Below are 24,864 nucleotides of genomic sequence, written 5' to 3'. Positions count from 1 at the left end.
TTTGTCGAAATTTTAAAATATCCTCTATGTTAAAGACCTTGTCTACTGCTGGCCTTTTCATGGCTGCAACCTGTATGTTTGCCAGTAAGGCGAATGCACAGTTAAAAGGCTTCAGCATTGGTCCTTATGCTGAAATAGGCGCCCCTGTTGGCGACTTTAAGGACACGCATAATTCCGGATTTGGCGGTGGTCTGAATGCTGACATCAAGCTGATTATGGGGCTGGGAGTGACTGGTTCAGCTGGTTTTATGTATTTTCCCGGCAGAACGTATACTGTCACGGATGGGCAAGGTAATCAGCTGTCTACAAAAGCTGAATCTATTAAGGCTTTGCCGGTAAGAGTAGGTTTGAAATACAAGTTTGGTTTCCCGTTGCTGTATGTGAAAGCTGAAGGTGGTACTGCCACTTTTGTAGGCGGGGATGCGGAAGCATACAAGGGTACCGCAGGTATCTTTGCGCCAGGGATTGGTATTCGTCTACTGGGGCTCGACGTAGAAGGTAAGTATGAAATCTGGTTCAAGGAAGGAAACAGCGGTTTCTTTGGTTTGAAAGCCAGTTATCATTTCTAAAGCTCAAAAGTTGTTGCCATAAAAAAGGCCTTCCGATGTTCGGAAGGCCTTTTTTATTCAACCTGTAATTATTTTTTGTTCACTTTTACGGCTTTGGATTTCTTCGCTGCGGAAGTATCAGCCGGTACGTTGGCGGCAGTATCTTTTTTGATTACTGCGGTGTCGCGTTTAGCAGCGGAAGTATCGGCTGCGGCTGTCGCTGAATCAAGTTTTGCTGCAAAACTGAGCGTGTCTTTGGTAGTAGCAGTGTCTGCTTTAATCGCTACTGTGTCTGCTGCTCTGAATGTTGCGGTGTCTGCTTTAAAAGCAAAGCTGGCCGTGTCTCTCAGAAGTGCAGTGTCTTTTGAAAAGCTGACAGTGTCCTTGCCGAAGGCAGCCGTGTCACTTACGAAGTTGGCGGTATCTGCTACACGCATGAAGTTAGCAGTGTCCAGCTTGAAGTTGGCTGTGTCTGGTGAGAAATTAGCCTTGTCTGCTTTGAAGTTCGCCGTGTCCATTTTGAAATTTGCCGTATCCATGCGGAAGTTGGCGGTGTCAAATTTGAAGTTAGCTGTGTCCATCGCAAAATTGGCGGTGTCTGGTGCAATGTTTGCCGTATCTAAGGCAAAGTTAGCAGTGTCAAGCGCAAAGTTTGCAGTGTCTGCTTTGGTTACCATTGCATTTACTGCATTTGTCTGACTAAAAGCGAATGCTCCCAGGCCAGCCACGAGGCCAAATCTCAATAATTGCTTTTTCATGGTTTTTCAATTTAACTGGTTAAAAAATTTAAAAGATCTCAATAAAAGATGGTTGATTACATTTCAACCAAAATCCTGCGAGAATCATCTAATGAAATGTTAAAGTGAATTTATATCTTAGTAAAACATTGATTATTAATATTTTGTATAATGTTCTAAATTTTTCATTTTTTCTTCGCTGATTAAACTTTACTGAAGAAAGTAAGTCGGATTTCTCCTAACAATGTAGACGCCGGGTAACAACACCGGGTATACGCTTTCACAATTTTTGATGTTGATACTGGAATCTCCTCTTATAGTTTTTTTAACATTCAACATGTCAGAAAACTGCATTATGCACGCAGTTTAAAATAAATGTCATTGTAACACAAAAAGTATCTATAAATCTTGCGTATATTGAATTTAAGTCGTATATTGTAGTTTTAAATCCCGTTATGAAACGATTAAGAAATATTGTCGCCACGGCATTGCTGCTGATGACAGGGCACCTGTCTTTTTCTCAGACACTGACGCTTAAAATGAATGGACCGCAATCGGAAGTACAGCCTACGATGTGGGGGATCTTTTTTGAAGACATTAACTTTTCTGCAGACGGCGGTATCTATGCCGAGCTGATTAAAAACCGTTCATTTGAGTTTACTGTCCCTATGATGGGGTGGAAGGAGGTACGTAAGGAAGGTACCGGAAATGTGCTGATCGTAAATAGGGAAACAGGTCATGCGGCGAATCCGAGGTATGCTCACCTGACTATCAGCGCCGGCAGCGGAAGCTATGGCCTGTTCAACGAAGGATTCAGAGGAATTGGGTATAAAAAAGGAATGCAGTATAATTTCTCTTTTCTTGCACGCAGTACCGGCGGACAAACACCTGCGAGGCTCGTATTGGTGGACGAGAAAGGGGAGCGTATCGGAGAGACAACTATTCCTGCTGTTACGGGTAAAGACTGGAAAAAGTATGTTGCCACAGTAACTGCTGACCGTACAGTGACAAAGGGTGGCGTACAGCTCCTTTTCTCTGGTAATGGTACACTGGATATAGATATGGTATCGTTATTTCCGCAGGATACCTGGAAGCAACGTCCTGGTGGTCTGCGTAATGATCTGGTACAGCTCCTGGCCGACCTGCATCCGGGTTTTGTCAGATTTCCGGGTGGTTGTATAGTAGAAGGCCGTGATCTGGCAAACAGATACCAATGGAAAAAAACAGTCGGAAAAGTGGAAGATCGTACGCTGATAGTAAATCGCTGGAATACGGAGTTTGCACATCGTGCACCCGGAGACTATTTCCAGAGCTACGGACTTGGTTTTTATGAATACTTTCAGTTATCTGAAGATCTTGGTGCTGCACCGTTACCAATTATTAACTGTGGCATGGCCTGCCAGTTCAATACCGGAGAAGTGGCGGCAGATGAAGACGTTGCGGTCTATATCCAGGACGCGTTGGATCTGATTGAATTTGCTAATGGCGCTACATCTACGAAATGGGGGCAGCTAAGGGCAGATATGGGCCATCCGGCTCCTTTTAACCTCCAGTTCCTGGGAGTAGGTAACGAGCAGTGGGATAGCCAGTATATAGCCCGCTATCAGCGCTTTGAAGAAGTACTGAAAACAAAGCATCCGGAAATAAAGCTGGTGTCCAGTGTAGGCCCTTTTTCAAGCGGTGACAGATTTGACTATCTATGGTCAAAGCTCAAGCCTTCCAAAGCAGATCTGGTAGATGAGCATTATTATATGCCGCCGGAATGGTTCCTGAAGAACGCCGGGCGTTATGACAATTATGAAAGGAAAGGTCCGAAGATCTTTGCAGGAGAATATGCTGCACATATAAAAACGCCGAAAGGACAGAAAGAAACGGATACTGCGGAAGGACGGAATACATGGGAAAGCGCATTGGCGGAAGCCGCGTTTATGACAGGCCTGGAAAGGAACGCAGATATCGTTCAGATGGCTTCCTATGCACCTCTGCTGGCACATGTGGATGCATGGCAATGGCGTCCGGACCTGATCTGGTTTGATAATCTACGCTCAGTAGGTACACCTAATTATTATGTGCAGAAGTTATTTGCTAATAGCAGAGGTACACATACCGTAAGCGTAACCGCAAACGGTAAAACACTGACAGGTCAGGATGGAATCTATGCCAGTGCGACAATTGATAAAACGTCCAAGAAGATCTTATTGAAAGTTGTGAATGCTACTGATAAGGCAATCGACTATAAGGTAGCGCTGGAAGGTGCTGCTACGTCGGCAGGCCCTGTTACGCATCAAGTGCTGACCGCAGCTAACAAAACAGATATTAATACACTGGATGCGCCTGCAGTAGTGGCCCCAGTTGAAAATAAGCTAAAGGCGACTAAAAATAATGTACCGGTTTCAGTAGGTGCAAACTCGCTCAATGTAATCACGATACCATATAAGTAACGGATGTATATTTAAGGTCAGGAAAGCCCGTTGCATATATTGCGGCGGGCTTCCTGTTACTGGAAGGTTTTGAAAAAGCCTAAAAATTTGTGAAATAGTTTTGGCATTAGAAAAAAAGTGTATTTTGCTGTTGTTACACATGTTTGTTAGCCGGCTTTCTTCGAGCACGGATTTTCCCCTTTATTGCTGAAAATACTTGTTGTTGCATACACACCATTGATGATAGATACACTTTGTGTTATCAGCGCGTTTTTATTGTTTCATAGCTACTATGTCTGCAAGGAGTGAGGGGAACGTACATTGGTATTTTCTACAAGATGCCATTGTCTATTTATTAAAGCTGAATCTACCTGTAAAGTGAAATGTCTTAAATGCCAATTAAAGCCTGTCATGAAGATGAATAGGGTTACGTACTATTCACTTTATATTGATGGCGACGAGCTATGTGAAGTCGAAAAGTTTGTAACAAGATTCAATAAGCCGGATTATGCCACTGACTATGATAACATTATGGCAGCGATCAGGGAAATGGGAATGACGCGGGGCGCTGACGCCAGGTATTTTCCGAGGGAGAGATTCCCAGAAGCCCTGTCTCCGCCATATGCTTCAGGTGAATTAAGGCTTTATTGCAGCAGGATAACCAAGGAGATTGTCATTCTTGGTAATGGTTGTATGAAGACAAGCCTGAAAGCGCAATACATGGAGGAGTGTCTTTTTCATTTTGAGTTGATACGCGCAGTAAGTGAACAGATTACCGCACGTATTACGGCCGGAGCGCTGAAGATTTCTAACAGAAGGCTGGAAGGTGATTTAGCGTTTAAAATTGGCGATTGTTATGAGTGAGATTTTCGAAGACGCGATGCAGGCGGTACCTCCCCATGCACAGGAGCGCGCTACTATTAGTTTTGACATTATAGACAGGATAGAGGCCGTTCTGGAGATGAAAGGGATGTCCCAAAATGAGCTGGCAGCTGCACTTGGTATGCCTGCTTCTGAGATCAGTAAATGGATGCGTGGTACTTATAATTTTGATGTTGAAACTATCGCCAAGATTAACATAGCATTAGGCATAAAGGTACTTGAAATTCCCAGGGGCAGATACCGGCGTCAGATGAATGGTCTGTTGCATCATCTTTATGCCACCGTAGTCCCACTTGGTAGTATCACACCAGTAAAGGATACTGAGGTGAATGGCCTGCGTGCTTTGTTTCATAGGATGAAGTCGGGACAAATGCTGTCATTACCACTTATCCTGAAGAAGAACTAGTACCACCAGGAAATGTCCTGGCGTCAGGCATCTTGCTTCTTACATTAACTTCTTTTATGTACGGCCAGCTGCTTTTCGACTATTTCCTGTGCACGTTGTCTGAGTACCGGATCGCCTGCAGACATTACATGTAGCAGTCTTCTGCACTCATGTAAGAAGACCGGAACAAAGTCTGCATCAGCAGTTAGGATATCATTTGCATTATCAATGATATCAGCATATTTAACTGTTTGTCCTTCAGAACTGATCTGGCTGAGGCGCTCCGCTTCCTTTTGCTTACGTTTACGTCTGTTCAGTTGAGGGAAGTCTCGTTTTATATAGATGTCAGTGAGCTCGATGGTGAGTTCCAGCGTTCTGATGGCATCTGCGGAAGGCATTACCTGATGCAGGAAATCAGACAACTGATCACGGGGCACCTCAGTGTCTTCCAGTACGTCGTGCAGCAACGCCGCAGATAGTACCGGAAGAGCTGAAGTAAATTCCTGGCAGATCTTCATCACTCTGACAGGATGGTGAATGTAAGGTTCATCGGCAAATTTCCTGCGCTGGCTGCCATGTGCCTGGCGGGCAAAGTCCTCGATCTGAGTCAATAGGTTCATTATGCAATAAGGAGTTTACGGCATGCTTCAGCACACTGTGTACAGGTGTCAGCACATTCCCGGCAATGCGGATTGTCATGTTTGCTGCATTCTGCTGCGCATGCTTCGCAAATATCGGCACAAATTGAACACATTTGTATAGCGTAGGAACTGCCAACGCTCATTAATTGAGCAGTAGCCTGACAGGCAGTGGCGCATTCCATACTCAGCCTGATGCAACGTGCCATCATAGTGACATCGTCTGCTTCCGTACAGGAGGCAGCACAATGGTTACATATTGCTGCACAGCGCTGGCACATATCGATACATTCCTGGTAAAAGTGATAGCCGTTTGTCATATTGATCACTATTGGTGGTTAAAAACTATATGTCTGAGCTAATTACTTCAAATATCGTACAATACTGCCGGGGTGTGCTGTTGCTGACGGCAACGGATGTAGCACCGGTACGATAGCAGCGTTCTGGCGGGATATTCTGGGAGAATTTGCTAATTTGCGCCGATGAAACATGTTTTTATTTTCCATTGTTTGCTTTTAGTTGCTCTTTCGGGCTTCGGACAACGAAGAGCGCTGGTGTTTCAGACGGACTTTGGTCTGAAGGACGGCGCAGTGGCCGAAATGAAAGGAGTGGTGTATGGTCTGTCGGCAGATATCCCTATGTTTGACATTACACACGAAATACCAGCATATAACATATGGGAGGCAGCTTATCGCCTGCAGCAAACGGCTCCTTACTGGCCGGAAGGTACTGTGTTTGTTTCTGTTGTAGATCCCGGAGTAGGCTCCGAAAGAAAATCAGTAGTACTGAAGACCAGAACGGGGCATTTTTTCGTAACGCCGGACAATGGGACGTTAACGCTGGTAGCCAGGCAGTTGGGTATAGCAGAAGTCAGAGAGATCGATGAAGCCGTTAATCGCAGGAAGAACTCCGGCGCTTCTTACACATTCCACGGGAGGGATGTGTATGCTTATACCGGCGGAAAACTGGCAGCCGGCAAGATCACTTTTGAGCAGGTAGGACGACGGTTACCGGATACTGTGGTAAGTATATCATTTCAGCAACCCGTAATTGCCGGAGATACATTAAAGGGAAACATCCCTGTGCTGGATGCGCAGTATGGAAATGTCTGGACCAATATTGACCAGCATACATTTGCAAAATTACAGGTTAAACCCGGGGATCAGCTGCAGGTCGTGATCCGTAATGCAGATCAGGTAGTATTTAGCGGTGTTATGCCGTACGTTAATACATTTGCGGCAGTGCAGGAGGGAAAAGAACTGTTATATCTGAATAGCCTGCTAAACGTATCATTTGCAGTGAATATGGGTGATTTTGCAGCGCGATATCATGTGAAAAGCGGGCCTGCATGGACAGTAACCGTCGTTCGTCAGTAGACGAATTTTACTTACATTTACCGCTTAATTTTTCTTAATCTTACAAATTTCAGATGCCACAACCGGATACTACAAATACGATGTTTCATCTGGCGGCAGACTTTATCAATCATACCAACCGCCATATTTTCCTTACTGGTAAAGCCGGAACAGGAAAAACAACTTTCCTGAAATATATAAAAGAGCATACTGCAAAAAATACGGTGGTAGTAGCGCCTACAGGCGTTGCAGCTATTAATGCCGGAGGGGTGACCATGCACTCATTTTTTCAATTGCCTTTCGGACCATATGTTCCTTCCGGAGCACATCTTTTCGGAGTAGATAATGGAGTGACTGATACACATGCCCTCTTTCGTAACATCCGCTTTAATCATGATAAAAAGGAACTCCTTCGTGAGATGGAGCTGCTGATTATAGATGAAGTGAGTATGGTACGTGCAGATACGCTCGACGCTATCGACGCGATTCTGAGGCACTTCAGAGGGCAGCCTCTTTTACCTTTCGGCGGCGTGCAGGTATTGTATATCGGAGACCTGTATCAGCTGCCACCAGTCATGCCAGAAGATCAATGGCAGTTTCTGAAAGACCACTATGAAAGTGTCTTTTTCTTCCATGCCAGGGTGATGCGGCAAACAAATCCCTTGTTTATTGAACTGAATAAGATATACCGGCAGAACGAGGCTACTTTCATCAACCTGCTGAACGGTGTACGGAATAGCACCCTTGACTGGGATGACCTGGAAGTACTGAATCAGCGTTATCTTCCCCATTTTACCGGGGTAGATGAGCAGTACATTGTACTGACCACTCATAACCGGCGTGCAGATGACATTAATAATGCGCGGTTGGCCGCCATGCCAGGAAAGATATTCACGTTCACCGGCGAGATTACCGGAGATTTCAGTGACAAGGCACTACCTACGGATATGGAGTTACGTATTAAGGAGGGCGCACAGGTAATGTTCATCAAAAATGATGTAGCAGAACCCCGCAGGTATTTTAATGGCAAACTGGCTACTGTTACTGAAATATTACCGGATGATAAGATTGTGGTGAAACTGGCAGGTGGCGACGATACATTGGTACTGGAGAAAGAAACCTGGCGCAACATCCGCTATTCCTGGAATAAAACAGATGAGACGGTAGATGAGGAAGAACTGGGGAGTTTCAAGCAATATCCGATAAGATTGGCCTGGGCCATTACTATACATAAAAGCCAGGGGCTGACATTTGAAAAGGCAATAATAGATGCAGGTAATGCATTTGCCCCGGGGCAGGTATATGTGGCATTGAGCAGGTGTACCTCGCTGGATGGACTGGTATTACATTCACGTATTCATCCCGGCGCTATCCGCACAGACCAGCAGGTGCAGCAGTTTTCTTCCGGCTTTCACAAAGAAGAAGAACTCGAGTTGCTACTCGAAGGAGAGCGGCTGGTATTCTGGGCAGATCAGTTGCTGAAGTTATTCAGTGCAGAAAAAATGCTGGCTGAGTTTCATGTACATGCCGCATGGCTTCGGGATAAGAAAATGACAGGAATGGACAGTGCCCTCACCCTAAGCCGTAACCTGCAACAGCGCGCAGCACAATTGCACGAAGTAGGATTGAAATTCCGCCAGCAACTGGATCCCTTGTTGAAAGATGTGATACAGACCGGAAATACTACGTTATTGAAAGAACGGATGGGTAAGGCGGTAGCATATTTTACCAATGAAATATATGAAGGGTTCATTCAACAGGTACGGAGAGAGCGGGACCTGGTGAAAGGTATTGCAAAAGTCAAGAAATATGTGTTGCAGTTATCAGGGCTGGAACATTTCCTGTGGAACAGGCTACAGCTCTTTGCAGACGCTAGTTATGGTCAGTTGAAGTTCAACGAAGGGCTGCCGGATTATGAGACATTGAGAAAGCCTGCCCTGGAGGAGAACACGAAGGAAAAGCCAGCGAAGAAAACGCGTGAAGCCGGAGATAGCAGAAGAGGTTCGCTGGAGTTATTCCTTACAGGAAAGACGTTGGCAGAAATTGCGGCAGAGAGAGGATTGGCGATGAGTACAGTCGAAAGTCATCTGGCAGACTGTGTGGCACATGACGAACTGCAGATCAATCGTTTCGTTGATGAAAGGAAGATTTCCAAGATATTACCCCTTATAAAAGAACTGGGTGTTACAGCGTCAGGGCCGGTTAAAGCCAGGCTGGGAGAGGAGGTCACCTGGGCAGAAATCCGGGCAGTGCAAGCGCATTACCGTAAGACTATGGAGTAGTTACTGATATCCTGATAGCCAGGCTGGCAGCAGCTACCCGGTATATGCTGCCACTATCAGGAGAAGTCATGTAGTCTAATCATAGTACCCTAAAGGTGGCAGAGAATTTTTGCTTGCTGGAAGCGATCTATCCAGGGATAACGGCGCATAGGGGAGCGATGATTGCCGGTACACCTGGAAGGGTAAAGCAGCGTATGCTTAAGCTCGCTGGTAATTATGATGTAAATGAGATCGTTGCAGCAACAATGACGGCGCATGCGGAAGACAGTTTTCGCTTTTATGAGCCGCTTGCAGAGATGTTTGAACGAACACCCCGAAATATTTCCTGAAAACCGGCTGACATTTACGCAGTATTTACAGATATTGCGGATTATTGTGCTTCTGCCGAAGGAGGTCATTAAAATTCGTCTGTTATACTGCATGGAACAAAAAGATAAGGGAGTAGATCCGGGCAAATACCGGGAGGAATACCAGGAGTGGGTGCGCTTTGCGTTACATTCTGCGGGTCTTGGAACATGGGATATGGACCCCATTAATCACCAGGTCATATGGGATGACAGATGCCGGGAGTTATATGGATTCCCCGCTGGCAACCACACTACATACGAAAACGTGTTGACCTATGTTCATCCGGAGGATAAGCAGCTGGTAGAGACTGCGGTAGCCAAGGCACTTGCGAATGAAACGAATGGCAGGTACGATGTAGAATTTCGTACTATTGGTGCGGCCGATAGTAAATTACGCTGGCTGAGGTGTATCGGGCAGGCTTATTTTAATGAGGAGGGAACTGCTTACCGTTTTGCCGGTACAGCACAGGACATCACCAAACAGCGGAAGAACAGGGAAAGACAGGCGATGTTATTTTCCCTGGCAGAAAGTAGTTTAGATTGCATGGCAGCGTCAGATATTGACGGCCGCCTGTTTTATATCAATCCATCAGGTAGAAAGCTCCTCGGAATACCTCAGGATCTTGACATATCCCAATTGGAGGATAGCGATCTTTATAGTCCTGAACATTATCAGTCTTTTATCAATAACGTGTTGCCAGCACTGAAGACGGGTCGTAAATGGACCGGCCGTTTGTACCTGACGCACTATACTACCAAAGAAACGATCCCATTTCACGCAGATTACACTGCTATAAAGGACCCGAGGAACAATAGCTTTATCGGTCATGGGGCATCCCTGCGCGACCTGCGTCCCGAACTGGAGGCGAAGAAGGAACAACAGAAGCTACTGGCGCTGCTTGAAAACAGTCGTGACTTTGTCAGCCTGTCGGATGAGGAGGGACATGTGTCCTACGTGAACGCGGCAGGTTTGAAAATGGTAGGACTGGATACATTGGAAGAGGCGCGTCAGCATAACAGCCACTACCTGATGCCGGGAGATACAGCCCGGCTCAGAGATGAAGTAAATGTAGACCTGTTCACCAAAGGAATGTGGATGGGAGAGATATCCTACCGGCACTTTAAAACCGGGGAAGCGATACCGGTTCTTGCCACTACAATGCTGGTATATGATCCGCTGACAGGTGCTTCTCAGGGAAGGGCTACTATTTCAAGGGATCTGCGTGAGGAGAAGGCACTGCATCAACGAATGGTTGATAATGAGCAGGAACTGGAACGGCAGGTCGAACAAAGAACCGCTGAACTGAAGAAGGCCAATATTGACCTGAACATTGTAAATCAGAACCTTGAACAGTTTGCCTATGTGGCCAGTCATGATCTGCAGGAGCCCCTCAGGAAGATTAACATGTTCTCCGCCCTGCTACAGGACAAATATGCTAACGAACTGAATGAGACCGGCGTACGTAACCTGGGTATTATCAGGAATGCCGCAACCCGCATGACAACCTTGATACAGGATCTGCTGGCATTTTCCAGGGTATCCCGTCAGGATCACCTTTTTGAGCAGGTAGACTTAAGGAAGGTACTGGAGCAGGTCGTTGCAGACCTGGACGTTGTAGTTCAGCAGAAGGGAGCAACCATCAATTATGACAATCTGTGCAAAGTGGTGGCTATACCGCTGCATATGACGCAACTATTCCAGAATCTGTTAAGTAATGCGTTGAAATTCAGTAAGTCAGATGTGCCGCCAGTGATCAATCTGACCTCCCGTATGATGGATGTGCAGGAAGTCGCTGCTCATCCGCAGCTGCAGAATGGTACACCCTATTGCGAAATTAAGGTTCAGGACAATGGTATCGGGTTTGCGCCCACGTATGCCCGCAAAATATTTGTGATCTTCCAGCGGTTGCATGGCAGGGGCGAATATGAGGGAAGCGGCATTGGACTTGCCTTGTGCCAGAAAATCGTGATTGCACATCATGGTATCATCTTCGCAGAATCAGAAGAAAAACAGGGAGCGACCTTTACAGTTATATTACCGGCATACACTTGATTATATTTTTTTATATTTTTGCTGGAAATAACTGATCCTATCCTATGAGAAGATATTTCCTGATGGCAGTAATAGCGCTGGCTTTCGCAGCTTGTACAAAAGAGTCTGGCGTTGGCGGTGGAACAACAAATCCGGTTGATTCGACCAATTTACCCGGATCCGGATCCGGCGGAAACACCGCTGATAGTGTAGTTACCTTTACGGATCTGAAATTTTCACTTACTCCGGGCAGCGAAGTCTATGGTCGTACGTTTTCTTCTTTCAAAGGGAAAGTATACATGGATAACGACATTCCAGATACCCTTGGTAAGTACATCGATATCTTTTTCAACAACTTCGGTACAAACTCCATGTTTTTTGCGAGTGCGAATGATGAAACCGTTGATCTGAGAATACCAGGTACCCTGACAACGTTGGTACGTAACCTGGTACCTGAAGATACATTGAGTGTAAATTCTTTTGATACGATCACACATGCGTCAATTATCAAAAAGCTGATAGTGAAAACCGATAATGAGAGCTTTGCCAGAGCAGATCTGCCCCGGCTGATATTCTTCCAGAATGGTTTTGCAAAGAAGGGTATTATAAAGGTTAAGTCAATGACCACAGAATATGTGATTGCTGATGTAAAAGTAACCTACTGATTATAAGATATTTATACAAGGAAAATAAAGGCTGGTCTTTCCCTAAGACTGGCCTTTTTCTATTTTAACCCCAGTAGGAGTGTGTAGGATAGTTGCCCCATGGTGTTTGTTTAAATTTGAAAGATTCCACGATTAAAACAAACAATTCCACTATTTATGCAAGCTATTTTAGGCGTATTCTTTCATTTTATCGGAGGTTTTGCTTCCGGCAGTTTTTATATTCCGTTCAAGAAAGTTAAAAAATGGGCATGGGAAAGTTACTGGATTGTTGGTGGCTTCTTTTCATGGCTGATAGTGCCTTTTCTGGCAGCCTGGATCACTGTACCTGATTTCCTAAGCATCATCAGCGCGACAGATAGCACGACTATATTCTGGACCTACTTTATGGGATTGTTGTGGGGTATAGGAGGTCTCACGTTCGGACTAGCAATGCGATACCTGGGGATGTCTCTGGGAATGTCTGTTACACTGGGGTATACTTCTGCCTGTGGCTCTATGATACCCCCTATTTACAGGGATATATTTACCAATGATACAGAAGGTACGTTCACCAGCATGATACAAAGCACCGGCGGCTTACTGGTACTGGCAGGTGTGGCAGTATGTCTGATCGGTATTGCAATATGTGGTGTTGCCGGCGTATTGAAGGAGCGTGAATTATCAGAAGATCAGAAGAAGCAAAGCATACAGGAATTTAATCTGCGTAAGGGACTGATTGTGGCAACAGTTTCTGGTATACTAAGCGCCTGTTTCAATTTTGGTATTGAAGCAGGTAAGCCGATGGCTGCGATTGCAGTAGAACAGGGAAGCAATCCGTTATTCCAGAATAATGTGATTTTCGTGGTGCTGCTGTGGGGAGGCTTAACTACTAACCTCCTTTGGTGCCTTGTGCTAAATGTACGGAATAAGACATTTGGCGATTATGTCAATAAAGATACACCACTGGCGGGCAACTACTTTTTTGCAGCATTGGCTGGCACAACCTGGTTCTTTCAGTTCTTTTTCTACGGCATGGGTGAAAGTAAACTTGGTAATGGAGCCAGTTCCTGGATACTACATATGGCATTCATCATTCTGATATCCAGTCTTTGGGGAATAACACTGAGGGAATGGAAAGGCGTGAGCCGTAAAACATTTGGTACAATACTGATGGGGGTCGTAACCATTATGTTATCTGTTCTCCTCGTAGGTTATGGTAATTCATTCTAACAAAAAAGAGTACAGCATTGTAATTAATTTAAATAACAAAATATGTCGGTTTCTTCCTTAACAAATTTCAAACACGTAAGCTATCTCTGGGATGAGCAGAAAGCTGCCGCACTTGCAGGAGACGAAGTGGCGTTGCTGATTTACCGTTCCAACCTGCTGGGCGCTGATCTGCGCCTAACCAATTATGGCGGTGGTAATACATCCTGTAAGGTAATGGCCAAAGATCCGCTTACTGGTAAACAAACGGAAGTCATGTGGGTAAAAGGTTCGGGGGGAGATCTTGGAACACTGAAACGTAGCGGACTTGCTGCCTTATATGTAGACAGACTGCATAGCCTGGAAAACATCTACAGAGGTATTGAACACGAAGATGAGATGGTGGAACTGTTCAATCACTGTATTTTTGATCTGAGTTCCAAGGCTCCATCTATTGATACGCCATTACACGGTTTTCTGCCGTTTAAACATATAGATCACCTTCATCCCGATGCAGCGATTGCGATTGCTGCAGCAAAGGATGGCAAACGTATTACTGAAGAGTTATTTGAAGGTACAATTGGTTGGGTACCCTGGCAGCGCCCAGGCTTTGACTTAGGCCTGCAATTGAGACAATGCCTGCAGGAGAATCCTGGTATCCGTGGTATTATGCTGGGTTCACATGGATTGTTCACCTGGGGAGATACAGCATATGAAAGTTATATCAACACCCTGGAAGTGATTGAGCGCTGTGCCGCTTACCTGGAAGAACATTATAACAAGAAAGGACCGGTATTTGGAGGCCCCCGCATCACTTCTCCAGCGGCAGATGTACGTAAAAAGCAGGCAGCTGCACTTGCGCCTGTACTTCGCGGACTGTGTTCTGCACATACACGTATGGTTGGTCATTTTACTGATGATCCGCGTGTGCTGGAGTTCATTAACTCCAAAGATCTTGACAGGCTGGCACCGTTAGGTACCAGCTGTCCGGACCACTTCCTACGCACGAAGATTAGTCCCCTGGTATTGCCGTTGGACCCTGAGGCTTCACTGGACGATGCAGTAGCGGTAAAGCAGCAGTTGGAACCATTATTTGCGGCATATAGGGAAATGTATACTTCCTACTATAATACCTGCCGGCATCCCAATAGCCCTGCTTTGCGTGACCCTAACCCGGTAGTCATCCTATATCCGGGTATAGGCATGTTTACCTTTTCTAAAGATAAACAGACCGCCAGAGTAGCCGCGGAGTTTTATACTAATGCGATCAACGTAATGAAAGGCGCGGAAGCTATTTCGGAATATACCGCTTTGCCAAGACAGGAGGCATTCGATATTGAATACTGGTTGCTTGAAGAGGCGAAGCTGCAACGTATGCCGAAGCCGAAAGCATTGTCAGGCCGTATCGCGCTGATTACAGGAAGTGCCGGTGGTATAGGAAAGGCTATAGCTAAAAAGTTTGCTGATGAGGGAGCTTGTGTAGTAATCAATGACAATGACGCTGGCAGGCTGCAGGCCGCCCGGGAAGAATTTGCAAAGCAATACGGGGGGGATGTTTTCGCAACAGCCATACTCGACGTAACGAAGAGTACTGATATACGTGCTGCATTCGATGTAGCAAGTCTGGCGTTTGGGGGAGTAGACATGGTAGTGAATTGCGCCGGTCTTTCTATCTCCAAACCTATTGAAGCACATACAGAAAAGGATTGGGACCTGTTGTATGATGTACTGGTGAAGGGCCAGTTTATGGTAACGCAGCTGGGTGTTGAAGTCATGCGCAAGCAGGATCTTGGAGGCGATGTTATCAATATCGTCAGCAAAAATGCATTGATGAGTGGCCCCAATAATGCAGGTTACGGATCCGCAAAGGCTGCACAGTTGCATCTGAGTCGTCTGAATGCCGCAGAATTGGGCAAGGATGGTATCCGTGTGAACGTAATTAATCCTGATGCGGTAATTGCCGACAGCAAAATTTGGGAAGGTGACTGGGCTGCGGGCCGGGCTAAAGCCTATGGTATCACAGTCGAGGAGTTACCTGGATATTATGCCAAACGCACGCTACTGAACCAGGTTATCTTACCAGAAGACATTGCCAACGCCTGTTTTGCAGTAACCGGAGGATTACTCGGAAAATCAACCGGCAACGTAATTAACGTGGACGGTGGCGTTGCGGCTGCATTTGTACGATAGCCAATAAGTTCTTCAGTTACATACCCTGATCATTGAGACAACACATGCCGCTGGCTTAGGCTGGCAAGGCATGTGTTGCAATGATCGGCAGAGCAGTCACGTAAGAAAAACTTTTCCTAATTTACCACTGACCCAAACCACCCGTTATGAATATAGAAAAATTCCAGATTGCTGCTTTTAATGACGCACATATCCGGGCGCATGAGCGAAATTTTGAACATGTTGCAGAGAGTGTTATTGATTTACAGGATGTTATACAGAAGTTGCAGGATTTCCAGGTAGCGATTCCCAGTTGGGCACTTGGTACAGGTGGTACTCGTTTTGGCCGGTTCTCCGGAGGAGGAGAGCCTCGCAATCTTGAAGAAAAAATCTCAGACATAGGAGTGCTGCATGCACTGAACCGCAGCAGTGGTGCCGTATCATTACATATCCCATGGGATATTCCAGACAATGCCGCCAGTATTAAAGCATTGGCTGCACAGCATGATATCCGTTTCGATGCAGTAAATAGCAATACATTCCAGGATCAGGAGGATCAGGCCCACAGTTATAAGTTCGGTTCTCTGCACCATACCGATAAAGGCGTACGCAAGCAAGCAGTTGAACACAATATCGAAGTGATAAAATATGGTATGGATCTGGGCTCCAATGCACTCAGCCTGTGGTTGGCTGATGGATCCTGTTTCCCCGGACAGCTGAACTTCAGAGGTGCTTTTAAACGTACGCTGGACAGCTTACAGGAAATTTATACAGCGCTACCTGACGCATGGAAGTTATACATCGAGTATAAAGCGTTTGAACCTAATTTCTATTCTACCACCATCGGCGACTGGGGACAGTCCCTCTTATTTGCCAATAAGCTTGGTCCGAAAGCCTTTACGCTTGTGGACCTGGGGCACCATTTGCCCAATGCCAACATTGAGCAGATAGTGTCATTGCTGCTGATGGAGGGCAAGCTGGCTGGTTTCCATTTCAATGATTCAAAGTATGGCGACGATGACCTGACGGTAGGCAGCATCAATCCCTACCAGCTTTTCCTGATCTTTAATGAGCTGGTGGAAGGCATGGATGCCCGTGGTATGAATCATGCCACTGATCTGGGCTGGATGATTGACGCCTCTCACAATGTAAAAGATCCGCTAGAAGACCTTTTGCAGTCAGTTGAAGCTATTATGATTGCCTATGCCCAGGCATTGCTGGTAGATACCAAGGCATTACAGGCAGCGCAACTGAATAATGATGCTGTTGCAGCGCAGGAAATACTACAATCTGCTTACCGCACAGATGTACGTCCACTGGTAGCACAGGCCCGTCTGCAGGCAGGCGGTGTCCTACAGCCAGTAGCATTTTACAGGGAATATAAGGTGAGGGAACAACTGATCCGGGAAAGAGGTCTGAAGACAGTTGCGACAGGATTGTAAGGTTCAATACCTGCACCGTCACTCTTAATTCTTAATAGCTAATTCTTAGTTTTCCATGCGTTGTATTGCTATCCTGGATATTGGTAAGACGAATAAAAAAATTTTCCTGATTGATGAGCACTACCGCATTGTCAGAGAAAGCGGGACTTCCTTTCCTGAGATACAGGATGAGGATGGAGATCCCTGTGAAAACATTGATTTGTTAACTCAGTGGGTCAAAGAAAGCTTGCAGGAATTGCTACAATTACCTGGCTATACCGTTGTAGCGTTTAATTTTAGTACCTATGGTGCCAGCATGGTCTATCTGGCTGAAGAAGGACATGTATTGGCACCACTCTATAATTATCTGAAGGCATATCCGGAAGGAATGCAGGAAACTTTGGGAGCGGCCTATGGCGGTATTCAGCAATTGTGCAGTGAAACTGCTTCCCCTGCATTGGGAAGTCTTAATGCCGGTTTGCAGTTATACAGAATCCAGCAGCAGCAACCGGAGCTGTTTGCAAAAATCAGGTATGCACTACATCTGCCACAGTATATCAGCTTTCTGATCACAGGCCAACCCTTGTCAGATATCACAAGTATTGGTTGTCATACTATGCTCTGGGATTTCACCGGTCAACGTTACCACAAATGGGTAACACGGGAAGGATTGTCAGAGAAGCTGGCTCCGGTATTTCCAGGTAACAGGGTACTACCTGCGATGGTTGAAGGTGGAAATTATGTCTCCGGTATTGGCCTGCATGATAGCTCTGCTGCCCTGATACCCTATTTATCTAGCTTTTCCGAACCATTTGTACTCATATCGACGGGTACCTGGTGCATTACCCTGAATCCGTTTAATGATGGTCCGTTGACCCCTGGTGAACTTACCTCTGACTGTCTTTGTTACTTAACATATGAAAATCGTCCGGTAAAGGCTGCGAGACTCTTTGCGGGCAACGAACATGAGCAGCAGGTCAAAAGGCTGGCAGAATATTATCAAACACCGGTAAATTACTACCAGCAAGTCGTATTTGACCCAGCTATATTTGCTCAGTTGCTGGCGGTATCTCCGCAACAGGAAACACCTGTACCTGGTATGGGCTTGTTGCAGTCTTCCCGCTTTGCAAAAAGGTCATTGACTGAATTTACCAGCTATGAGATTGCTTATCACCGTTTACTGATGGATATCATGGAACAACAGCAATTTTCTGCATCCCTGGTAATCACAGGCACGCCGGTGAAACGCATCTTTGTGGACGGTGGTTTCAGCAGGAACACGGTGTATATGCATCTGCTGGCAGCAGCCTTCCCGCATATGGAGGTGTACGCTGCATCAGTAGCCCAGGCTACGGCAGTAGGAGCCGCCCTTGCTATCCACCGGCACTGGAATACACAGCCATTGCCGGCCGACCTTGTAGAGATGAGACATTATAGCCACGGCTCGATTTATATTTGAACAAAATGAAAGTAGGACTATTCATACCATGTTACATAGACCAGTTTTATCCGCAGGTGGGCATCGCCACGTTATCCTTACTGGAGAAGCTGGGCTGTGAAGTGGTATACCCGCAGGGTCAGACCTGTTGTGGGCAACCCATGGCCAATTCCGGATTTGAACATTTAACCGCTGGTTGTAATGAACTTTTTGTAGATCATTTCCAGGGCTTTGATTACATCGTTGCACCTTCCGGCAGCTGCGTACTGCATATCAAAGATCACCTGCATGTAGATCATAAAGAGGTTGCCGCAACCCATATCCGTCAGCGCATTTACGAGTTGTCTGAATTTCTTACTGACGTGCTGAAAGTGGAAAATCTGCCAGCCAGGTTTCCGCATAAGGTTGGTATTCACCAGAGCTGCCACGGCCAACGTGGATTAGGACTTTCTCAGATGAGTGAACTGGTAGCTGCTCCCTTTTCCAAACCTCAGCAGCTTCTTCAGATGGTAGAAGGGTTGGAACTGATTGACCTTAAACGTACAGATGAGTGCTGCGGATTTGGCGGTACATTCTGCGTTTTTGAGGAAGCTGTCTCTGTCAAGATGGGAAAGGATCGTATTGCTGATCATGTCAACAATGGTGCAGAGTACATTACTGGCAACGATGTGAGCTGCCTGATGCACCTGGAAGGTATTCTGAGAAGACAGCACAGCCATATAAAGGTCTTGCACATTGCAGAAATTCTGAACGCAGGAATTAACTAGAATATAAATCCGGAATATGGTATCATGCATTTCTGCTTAGCTGTTTATCTACTGGTTAGCAATGTTGATCGCAGATACCTGATACCTAATTGTTTTTAATGGAACAAAAACATAAAGAACATTCTGTCCTCGCTGAGGCCTTTAATAATAACGAACCTCGTGTGAACTGGCATGACGAAACACTGTGGTGGGTACGTCAGAAAAGGGATAAAATGGCCTGGACGTTGCCAGAGTGGGAGGAGCTACGCGAAGCAGCTTCGCAGATCAAGCATAACGTACTTGGAAACCTGCACGACTATCTACTTGCGTTCGAGAAAAATGCGATTGCTAATGGCGCTGTAGTACATTGGGCAGCAGATGCTGCTGAACATAACAGGATTGTATTGCAATTGCTGCAGCAGCAGGGAGTGAAACGGATAGTGAAGAGCAAATCAATGCTTACAGAAGAATGTCATCTCAATCCGTATCTCGCAGAGCATGGGATTGAGGTAGTGGATACTGATCTGGGAGAGCGTATTGTGCAGCTAGCCAAGGAGCCGCCCAGTCATATTGTGTTGCCCTGTATCCATAAGAAGAAAGAAGAAATCGGAGATCTTTTCCATGAACATCTGGGTACCCCTGCAGGTAATGCAGATCCCAAGTTTCTTACAGCAGCTGCCAGGCTGCATCTCAGGAAAGAATTTATTCAATCAAGAGTAGCAATAACCGGGGTGAACTTTGCTGTGGCAGAGACGGGGGAAATGGTCGTCTGTACTAATGAGGGAAACGCCGATATGGGCGCTCACCTGGCAGATGTACATATTGCGTGCATGGGAATTGAAAAGATCATCCCTGAACGTAAACACCTTGGTGTATTTCTGCGTTTGCTGGCAAGAAGTGCTACCGGCCAGCCTATCACTACTTATAGCAGTCATTTCCGTAAGCCCAAAGCCGGACAACAGGTACATATTGTCCTGGTTGACAATGGTCGTAGTCGTCAGCTGGGAAGAGAGGACTTCCGTAACTCATTGAAATGTATCCGTTGCGGCGCATGTATGAATACTTGTCCTGTGTATCGCCGTAGTGGTGGACATAGCTACCATAATGCTATTGCCGGACCCATAGGATCAATTCTTGCACCTAATCTTGATATGAAGGATTATGCAGATCTTCCTTTCGCCTCTACGCTATGTGGTTCCTGCTCAAATGTGTGTCCGGTGAAGATCGATATCCACCAGCAACTGTACAAATGGAGGCAGGTACTTACTAAAGAAGGACATACTAAGAAGACAAAAGCAGCAGGTATGCATGCTATGAATATCGTATTGTCAAAGCCAGGACTCTATAAAACTGCCGGAGGCGTAGGGCGTTGGGTAATGCGTACCTTCCCTGCTGTCGTGAACAATGGCATGAATCCCTGGTACAAACAGCGGGAAATGCCCGAAGCGCCGAAACAATCATTTGCTGATTGGTATAAGAAGAACAGGCAATAAACAGTTGTCTACCTACTATTTACAACAGCTTAACTCGTAATTTTTACTATGTCTCGCGAAGCGATACTTGCCGCTATAAAAAAGAATCAGCCTGCTACACAGGTATTGCCAGATCTGGCTGGTTTCAGTCATGCTGGTCCTGGAGATCCCGAAGCTTTCAGGAAAGTTGTTGAGGCCCTTGGCGGACAGGTTTTTGAAATAACTTCATTTGACGAAATACAGCCGCTTGTTGCAGAACATTATACAGATGTGTCTAAAGTGGTGACTATTAACCCGGCATACTTTGCCGGTGCAGCTACGCAATGGCAGGAAGGGGATGGCCGGCAGCTGGAGCATGTTGATCTGGCAATTATTCCTGGACAATTTGGAGTGGCTGAAAATGGCGCTATCTGGGTAACGGAAAGTGAAATTGAAGTTAGGGTATTGCCGTTTATCACACAGCATCTTGCGATTGTGATCAATAAGGATAAGATCTTACCCACTATGCACGATGCCTACGCTTATATCGGAGCGCCGACTACAGGATTCGGTGCCTTTATTGCCGGGCCCTCCAAAACAGCCGACATTGAGCAATCATTGGTACTTGGTGCACACGGTGCAAAAAGTCTGACTGTTTTTATGATCGGATAATCTTATAAATCCATGTTATGAAAATTGCTTTCAAAATGCAGCTTAAGCCGGGCTGTAAAGAAGAATACCGTAAACGCCATGATCAGCTGTGGCCAGAATTGCGGGCATTGCTAAAGGATAATGGAGTAAGTGATTACACCATCTTTCTGGATGAAGAGACAAACACGCTATTCGGCGTACAACAGCAATCCGGTATGCAGTCCTCACAGGATCTCGGTGCATTACCAATAGTGCAACGTTGGTGGGCCTATATGGCCGACATTATGGAAACCAACGAAGATAATTCTCCTGTCACCAAGCCATTGGATCAGGTATTCCATATGGACTAGCTATTTTCTTTCCAGAATAAACTGTATATCGTCTATTACATCTCCTTCTCTTTTTCTACTGATATGAAGGTCATATGCCGGCTGCTGTGGTTTCAGCTTTAGCTTTTTCATTTGAGCGCGGTCTGGCTGAATGATGTAATCACCAGGCGGCAATCCCATATAGTTGAAGTATCCGTCTGATTCTGTCAGAACACATTTTACCAGTGTACTGTCTGATTTATAAATGCAGATTTTGATACCTCCCTGTTCCTTTAGTAAGGAGTCTTGTTGCAGGTAAACCGACCCGCCAACTTCGCCCATTACGCTGACCGGGATATCTATTCGACGTAGCTGATTGGGTTCAATAGTGACTCTTACTGCGGGCTTGATAATCTGCCAGGAGACGCTTTCAAAACCTTTAGTTTCCATTTCAAAAAGGTAAGCAGAGTAAGGCTCAAGGTCTAGTATGCATATACTGGTATCTCTCAGACTGCGAATCATTCTTCCACCATTATATTTTAATTGTAATCCTTCTACTCTTGGCTCGCCTTTGTCAAATTTCTCGTTGTTATTCAAGTCCAGGAATGGTACAAGTACCACACCACCGGATCCGACACTTGATCGGTTATTGACGCCTGAATAGCCAGAGTTACCATCGTGTATAATACTACCGCGGGCAGATTCAACGAATGTAGTGAGATTGTTATTTCTCCAGAGTGAAAATCCGATTTGTGTGAAAGAAAAGTCGTACCTCAGACCAATACCGTAGTTGGTAATATTGTTACGATAGTTCTTTTCATAGGAGACGTTCAGGTATCCGTTTCTGAAAAGATATTTACCCGCTTCGCAGCGCACCGCCATGAACCTGTTACTATTGTATTCATACTGTGCCTGTGGGGTCAACAGAATGTTGCCGGGTATACGGAAAGTAAGTGCAAGATTACTATACACGAAAGGATTTTCATCTTTAATAAAGATAGCGAAGGTTGACAGGCTGGTACCTACTTTATACACCGCCCCTGACATTAGCCATTCAGTAGTTGTGTAATAAGAATTAGGTAGGATTATCTGATCCAACGTAAGTCTGGTAAATAATGAGAAGTTTTTGGTCATAAAAGGCTTAGATACCACTGCTTTCCGTTGCTCTAACCAGTTATAGATAATGGCTGTCTGGCCTTTTTTGTACCTTGTATAACTTACTTCTGCCTGCAGGTTAGTCTTGCTACGGTAGCTTACAATACCTCTACTTCTTACGCCATATGTATATTCCCCGGAAAACAGGAGGTTTGATACTATGCGCATGGAAGCAGTAATAAATGGCATGGTATTGGCCTTCCTGATGGAAGAAAGATACTCTATACCAGCGCCGACGGTAATTGTATTAGTAACGCCATAGTTGGCATGTACACGTCCTAATTTACTGTTCACGGTGTCTTCAGCAACGCCTGCACTAGCCGTATATTCAAACTGCCCGGCTGGAATAAAGTTAAAAGGAATGCTTATGTTTTCTTCCAGGAAGCGCTCTTCGCCCCATGGACCATAAAAGCGCAATCTGATTTGTGAGTTACCATAAACCAATGGCACCTGAAAGGTATAGAACCCAGCGGCATCCGCTACAGTGTAGTCCACTAGTGCGTTATTGATATACAATTCAACAGTCCATCCCGGATCAGTGAAGTTGCTAAGTGTATAAGTGCCATAAGAACGGCGATAAGTTGTAGGGGCGTTGGTCACTTGCACACCAACTACCGGCGCAAAAAGAGATGAAATGGTCGGCGTAAATATTTTGCCTGCTATAATTTGCCGGAGCCATGGGCGGTCATTATTTACAAAGCGGAGACGGTAATATTGCTGCCGCTGGTCAAAAGGGTGCACAATATTACTGTCTGGATGCAACGGTTTGAGTTGTTGTCGCGCGTAGTTGTTGTAGTTAAGGGATACTGTGGCCTCTCCACCTGCGAATGTGCCTCCCATAGTCAAGTTAAGCCAGGTGTCATTAACGCTTTGTAGTCTTTGGGTGGATACGACAGACCAGTCGGCCATACCAAACTTAAACAACTGCTTACTTCTGCCAATAGTAGTGTCAGCTTCGATATTTCCCTTCAGCTTGTTGAGGTTGCGGTACATCAATTGCTGCCGCATTTCTCGGATAGCAGGTAGTTCAACTCGGGAATCCACTTTAACAGATAGGCTGCGAAAGTTAAAGTTACAACCCAATTCAAACACCTTGGTAAAATAGTCTGTTCGCAGATAAAGCCCTGTTTCCATCTTTACGAGGTCGTCTGGTCCAAGATTAAATAACTTCTCCCGAAAACGGATCTGATTATTTTTCTTGTCTATCAGGAAGCCTGCATCCTGGGTAATGAAGAAGCCTGAAATGGAGTCCATTGACTCAGAAGGGACGTTGCGTATCTTCAGAAAATTGAATACGTCTGTAACTGAGAGATACGCGACTTCTTCTCGTATTACCGCAGGTATCTCAGCGCCGCCTATTCCCTGTAATACGACCATGATAGAGGTTTCATCATACTTAGGATCTTCGTCATTATCACCTTCATTATCGTTCGCGTAGAGGGGAAGTACACAGGCGGCCAGCAGCAGCGTAAAAACCGCTTTACAGTATTGCCGCAACAATGGGATGGTATGGATAGTAATGCCTGTCATTAAACTTTTATTCCTGGATGAATGTGACCGAAAACACGCCGCTGTAATTGCCTGCAGGATTCGCCGGTGGTGGTCCTACGGTAAGAGTACCTCCTATACGCACGATTGTGCGGGCTGGAGGCGTTGCCGTTGCTATAAATGGGGAGCCTGTACTGGACGTACCTATATGTAATGATAAAGTCCCCCCGTTACTACCGGTGAGTGTTACGTCAGGGCCGTTCAATATCGAAATGAGCGTCCCGGGATTCGCATCTACTTCAAATATGGCAGGGGAAAAGGGATATCCCAGGTTTGCCTGTACAATACTGCCAGTAACAGACCGGGAACCATCGGGGTAAAGAATTACGGTACCACCGGTTACTCCCTGGAAGAATGCTCCGAAAATCAATCCTTGGGCTGGATTCACGTATACAGTGATAGGTCTGGGCGGTTGTTCCTGTGCGTATACTGCTGATGTGATCAGCAGCAAAGCGAGGTAAAGCAGATGATAGCTATGTTTGATAAATTTCATTCATCGTT

The 24,864-nt window shown here is 45.7% G+C and carries 22 protein-coding genes; 17 read left to right on the top strand and 5 right to left on the bottom strand.

Translation table 11 applies throughout. The features are described 5' to 3' along the window. Window positions 1-26 precede the first annotated feature (26 nt). The gene (locus K1Y79_RS24140; protein WP_236059792.1) at window positions 27-569 is read left to right on the top strand and encodes a hypothetical protein; all 543 of its coding nucleotides are present in this window, start codon (window positions 27-29) and stop codon (window positions 567-569) included. A gap of 68 nt (window positions 570-637) precedes the next feature. On the opposite strand, the gene K1Y79_RS24135 is transcribed toward K1Y79_RS24140, so the two are convergent. Continuing rightward, window positions 638-1,306, bottom strand: coding sequence for a hypothetical protein (locus K1Y79_RS24135; RefSeq protein ID WP_220252758.1), 669 nt, complete (start codon window positions 1,304-1,306; stop codon window positions 638-640). Window positions 1,307-1,740: 434 nt separating this feature from the next. Between K1Y79_RS24135 and K1Y79_RS24130 the strand changes: the two genes are divergently transcribed. The 3 genes from K1Y79_RS24130 (at window position 1,741) to K1Y79_RS24120 (ending at window position 4,993) form a co-directional block, all read left to right on the top strand. Then, on the top strand, window positions 1,741-3,726 hold the full coding sequence (locus tag K1Y79_RS24130; RefSeq protein WP_220252757.1) for an alpha-L-arabinofuranosidase C-terminal domain-containing protein: 1,986 nt from the start codon (window positions 1,741-1,743) through the stop codon (window positions 3,724-3,726). A gap of 390 nt (window positions 3,727-4,116) precedes the next feature. Beyond that, entirely contained in the window at window positions 4,117-4,569 is a 453-nt protein-coding gene (locus K1Y79_RS24125) for a hypothetical protein (protein WP_220252756.1), read from the top strand. Further along, window positions 4,562-4,993: a helix-turn-helix domain-containing protein gene (locus K1Y79_RS24120; RefSeq protein WP_220252755.1), complete on the top strand. Its 432-nt coding sequence runs from the start codon at window positions 4,562-4,564 to the stop codon at window positions 4,991-4,993. Before K1Y79_RS24125 ends, K1Y79_RS24120 begins: the two co-directional genes overlap by 8 nt. Window positions 4,994-5,037: 44 nt before the next feature. Here the strand turns inward: K1Y79_RS24120 and K1Y79_RS24115 are convergent, their stop codons facing one another. Continuing rightward, window positions 5,038-5,592, bottom strand: coding sequence for an HD domain-containing protein (locus tag K1Y79_RS24115; protein WP_220252754.1), 555 nt, complete (start codon window positions 5,590-5,592; stop codon window positions 5,038-5,040). Then, window positions 5,592-5,726, bottom strand: a complete 135-nt coding sequence (locus K1Y79_RS29200) for a four-helix bundle copper-binding protein (protein WP_236059825.1) — start codon at window positions 5,724-5,726, stop codon at window positions 5,592-5,594. The genes K1Y79_RS24115 and K1Y79_RS29200 overlap by 1 nt, the downstream gene beginning before the upstream one ends. Window positions 5,727-6,092: 366 nt before the next feature. Between K1Y79_RS29200 and K1Y79_RS24105 the strand changes: the two genes are divergently transcribed. The 13 genes from K1Y79_RS24105 (at window position 6,093) to rhaM (ending at window position 21,702) form a co-directional block, all read left to right on the top strand. After that, a complete protein-coding gene (locus K1Y79_RS24105) occupies window positions 6,093-6,986 on the top strand; it encodes an SAM hydrolase/SAM-dependent halogenase family protein (protein ID WP_220252752.1) in 894 nt (297 codons plus the stop codon). A gap of 53 nt (window positions 6,987-7,039) precedes the next feature. Beyond that, entirely contained in the window at window positions 7,040-9,247 is a 2,208-nt protein-coding gene (locus K1Y79_RS24100; protein ID WP_220252751.1) for a helix-turn-helix domain-containing protein, read from the top strand. Window positions 9,248-9,342: 95 nt separating this feature from the next. After that, window positions 9,343-9,576: a hypothetical protein gene (locus K1Y79_RS24095; protein ID WP_220252750.1), complete on the top strand. Its 234-nt coding sequence runs from the start codon at window positions 9,343-9,345 to the stop codon at window positions 9,574-9,576. Between the two features lie 91 nt (window positions 9,577-9,667). After that, window positions 9,668-11,647, top strand: coding sequence for a sensor histidine kinase (locus K1Y79_RS24090; RefSeq protein ID WP_220252749.1), 1,980 nt, complete (start codon window positions 9,668-9,670; stop codon window positions 11,645-11,647). 44 nt (window positions 11,648-11,691) lie between these two features. Next, complete coding sequence (locus tag K1Y79_RS24085) at window positions 11,692-12,291, top strand: hypothetical protein (RefSeq protein ID WP_220252748.1); 600 nt, start codon at window positions 11,692-11,694, stop codon at window positions 12,289-12,291. A 156-nt stretch (window positions 12,292-12,447) separates the two neighbouring features. Continuing rightward, the gene (gene rhaT, locus K1Y79_RS24080; protein WP_220252747.1) at window positions 12,448-13,500 is read left to right on the top strand and encodes an L-rhamnose/proton symporter RhaT; all 1,053 of its coding nucleotides are present in this window, start codon (window positions 12,448-12,450) and stop codon (window positions 13,498-13,500) included. A 42-nt stretch (window positions 13,501-13,542) separates the two neighbouring features. Then, entirely contained in the window at window positions 13,543-15,666 is a 2,124-nt protein-coding gene (locus K1Y79_RS24075) for a bifunctional aldolase/short-chain dehydrogenase (RefSeq protein ID WP_220252746.1), read from the top strand. Window positions 15,667-15,812: 146 nt separating this feature from the next. Then, window positions 15,813-17,087: a TIM barrel protein gene (locus K1Y79_RS24070; RefSeq protein WP_220252745.1), complete on the top strand. Its 1,275-nt coding sequence runs from the start codon at window positions 15,813-15,815 to the stop codon at window positions 17,085-17,087. Between the two features lie 55 nt (window positions 17,088-17,142). After that, complete coding sequence (locus tag K1Y79_RS24065; protein WP_220252744.1) at window positions 17,143-18,525, top strand: FGGY-family carbohydrate kinase; 1,383 nt, start codon at window positions 17,143-17,145, stop codon at window positions 18,523-18,525. 5 nt (window positions 18,526-18,530) lie between these two features. Then, a complete protein-coding gene (locus K1Y79_RS24060; protein WP_220252743.1) occupies window positions 18,531-19,271 on the top strand; it encodes a (Fe-S)-binding protein in 741 nt (246 codons plus the stop codon). A gap of 98 nt (window positions 19,272-19,369) precedes the next feature. Further along, the gene (locus tag K1Y79_RS24055) at window positions 19,370-20,743 is read left to right on the top strand and encodes a lactate utilization protein B (protein ID WP_220252742.1); all 1,374 of its coding nucleotides are present in this window, start codon (window positions 19,370-19,372) and stop codon (window positions 20,741-20,743) included. 48 nt (window positions 20,744-20,791) lie between these two features. Next, a complete protein-coding gene (locus K1Y79_RS24050; RefSeq protein WP_220252741.1) occupies window positions 20,792-21,373 on the top strand; it encodes a LutC/YkgG family protein in 582 nt (193 codons plus the stop codon). Between the two features lie 17 nt (window positions 21,374-21,390). Continuing rightward, on the top strand, window positions 21,391-21,702 hold the full coding sequence (gene rhaM, locus K1Y79_RS24045) for an L-rhamnose mutarotase (RefSeq protein ID WP_220252740.1): 312 nt from the start codon (window positions 21,391-21,393) through the stop codon (window positions 21,700-21,702). Here the strand turns inward: rhaM and K1Y79_RS24040 are convergent, their stop codons facing one another. Both K1Y79_RS24040 and K1Y79_RS24035 read right to left on the bottom strand, forming a co-directional pair. Next, the gene (locus K1Y79_RS24040) at window positions 21,703-24,345 is read right to left on the bottom strand and encodes a hypothetical protein (RefSeq protein ID WP_220252739.1); all 2,643 of its coding nucleotides are present in this window, start codon (window positions 24,343-24,345) and stop codon (window positions 21,703-21,705) included. It lies immediately after the preceding gene. A gap of 7 nt (window positions 24,346-24,352) precedes the next feature. Continuing rightward, window positions 24,353-24,856, bottom strand: a complete 504-nt coding sequence (locus K1Y79_RS24035) for a DUF4402 domain-containing protein (protein WP_220252738.1) — start codon at window positions 24,854-24,856, stop codon at window positions 24,353-24,355. Window positions 24,857-24,864 lie beyond the last annotated feature (8 nt).

Origin of the sequence: Chitinophaga rhizophila (assembly GCF_019492185.1) — a bacterium.
Lineage (GTDB): Bacteria > Bacteroidota > Bacteroidia > Chitinophagales > Chitinophagaceae > Chitinophaga > Chitinophaga rhizophila.
This window is presented reverse-complemented; position numbering and strand designations above follow the sequence as displayed.

What these genes read in the sequence shown, in the direction of transcription:
- K1Y79_RS24140 (WP_236059792.1), top strand. Translation starts at nt 27, where the DNA reads ATGTTAAAGACCTTGTCTACTGCTGGCCTTTTCATGGCTGCAACCTGT.
- K1Y79_RS24135 (WP_220252758.1), bottom strand. Translation starts at nt 1,306, where the DNA reads ATGAAAAAGCAATTATTGAGATTTGGCCTCGTGGCTGGCCTGGGAGCA.
- K1Y79_RS24130 (WP_220252757.1), top strand. Translation starts at nt 1,741, where the DNA reads ATGAAACGATTAAGAAATATTGTCGCCACGGCATTGCTGCTGATGACA.
- K1Y79_RS24125 (WP_220252756.1), top strand. Translation starts at nt 4,117, where the DNA reads ATGAAGATGAATAGGGTTACGTACTATTCACTTTATATTGATGGCGAC.
- K1Y79_RS24120 (WP_220252755.1), top strand. Translation starts at nt 4,562, where the DNA reads ATGAGTGAGATTTTCGAAGACGCGATGCAGGCGGTACCTCCCCATGCA.
- K1Y79_RS24115 (WP_220252754.1), bottom strand. Translation starts at nt 5,592, where the DNA reads ATGAACCTATTGACTCAGATCGAGGACTTTGCCCGCCAGGCACATGGC.
- K1Y79_RS29200 (WP_236059825.1), bottom strand. Translation starts at nt 5,726, where the DNA reads ATGTGTTCAATTTGTGCCGATATTTGCGAAGCATGCGCAGCAGAATGC.
- K1Y79_RS24105 (WP_220252752.1), top strand. Translation starts at nt 6,093, where the DNA reads ATGAAACATGTTTTTATTTTCCATTGTTTGCTTTTAGTTGCTCTTTCG.
- K1Y79_RS24100 (WP_220252751.1), top strand. Translation starts at nt 7,040, where the DNA reads ATGCCACAACCGGATACTACAAATACGATGTTTCATCTGGCGGCAGAC.
- K1Y79_RS24090 (WP_220252749.1), top strand. Translation starts at nt 9,668, where the DNA reads ATGGAACAAAAAGATAAGGGAGTAGATCCGGGCAAATACCGGGAGGAA.
- K1Y79_RS24085 (WP_220252748.1), top strand. Translation starts at nt 11,692, where the DNA reads ATGAGAAGATATTTCCTGATGGCAGTAATAGCGCTGGCTTTCGCAGCT.
- rhaT (WP_220252747.1), top strand. Translation starts at nt 12,448, where the DNA reads ATGCAAGCTATTTTAGGCGTATTCTTTCATTTTATCGGAGGTTTTGCT.
- K1Y79_RS24075 (WP_220252746.1), top strand. Translation starts at nt 13,543, where the DNA reads ATGTCGGTTTCTTCCTTAACAAATTTCAAACACGTAAGCTATCTCTGG.
- K1Y79_RS24070 (WP_220252745.1), top strand. Translation starts at nt 15,813, where the DNA reads ATGAATATAGAAAAATTCCAGATTGCTGCTTTTAATGACGCACATATC.
- K1Y79_RS24065 (WP_220252744.1), top strand. Translation starts at nt 17,143, where the DNA reads ATGCGTTGTATTGCTATCCTGGATATTGGTAAGACGAATAAAAAAATT.
- K1Y79_RS24060 (WP_220252743.1), top strand. Translation starts at nt 18,531, where the DNA reads ATGAAAGTAGGACTATTCATACCATGTTACATAGACCAGTTTTATCCG.
- K1Y79_RS24055 (WP_220252742.1), top strand. Translation starts at nt 19,370, where the DNA reads ATGGAACAAAAACATAAAGAACATTCTGTCCTCGCTGAGGCCTTTAAT.
- K1Y79_RS24050 (WP_220252741.1), top strand. Translation starts at nt 20,792, where the DNA reads ATGTCTCGCGAAGCGATACTTGCCGCTATAAAAAAGAATCAGCCTGCT.
- rhaM (WP_220252740.1), top strand. Translation starts at nt 21,391, where the DNA reads ATGAAAATTGCTTTCAAAATGCAGCTTAAGCCGGGCTGTAAAGAAGAA.
- K1Y79_RS24040 (WP_220252739.1), bottom strand. Translation starts at nt 24,345, where the DNA reads ATGACAGGCATTACTATCCATACCATCCCATTGTTGCGGCAATACTGT.
- K1Y79_RS24035 (WP_220252738.1), bottom strand. Translation starts at nt 24,856, where the DNA reads ATGAAATTTATCAAACATAGCTATCATCTGCTTTACCTCGCTTTGCTG.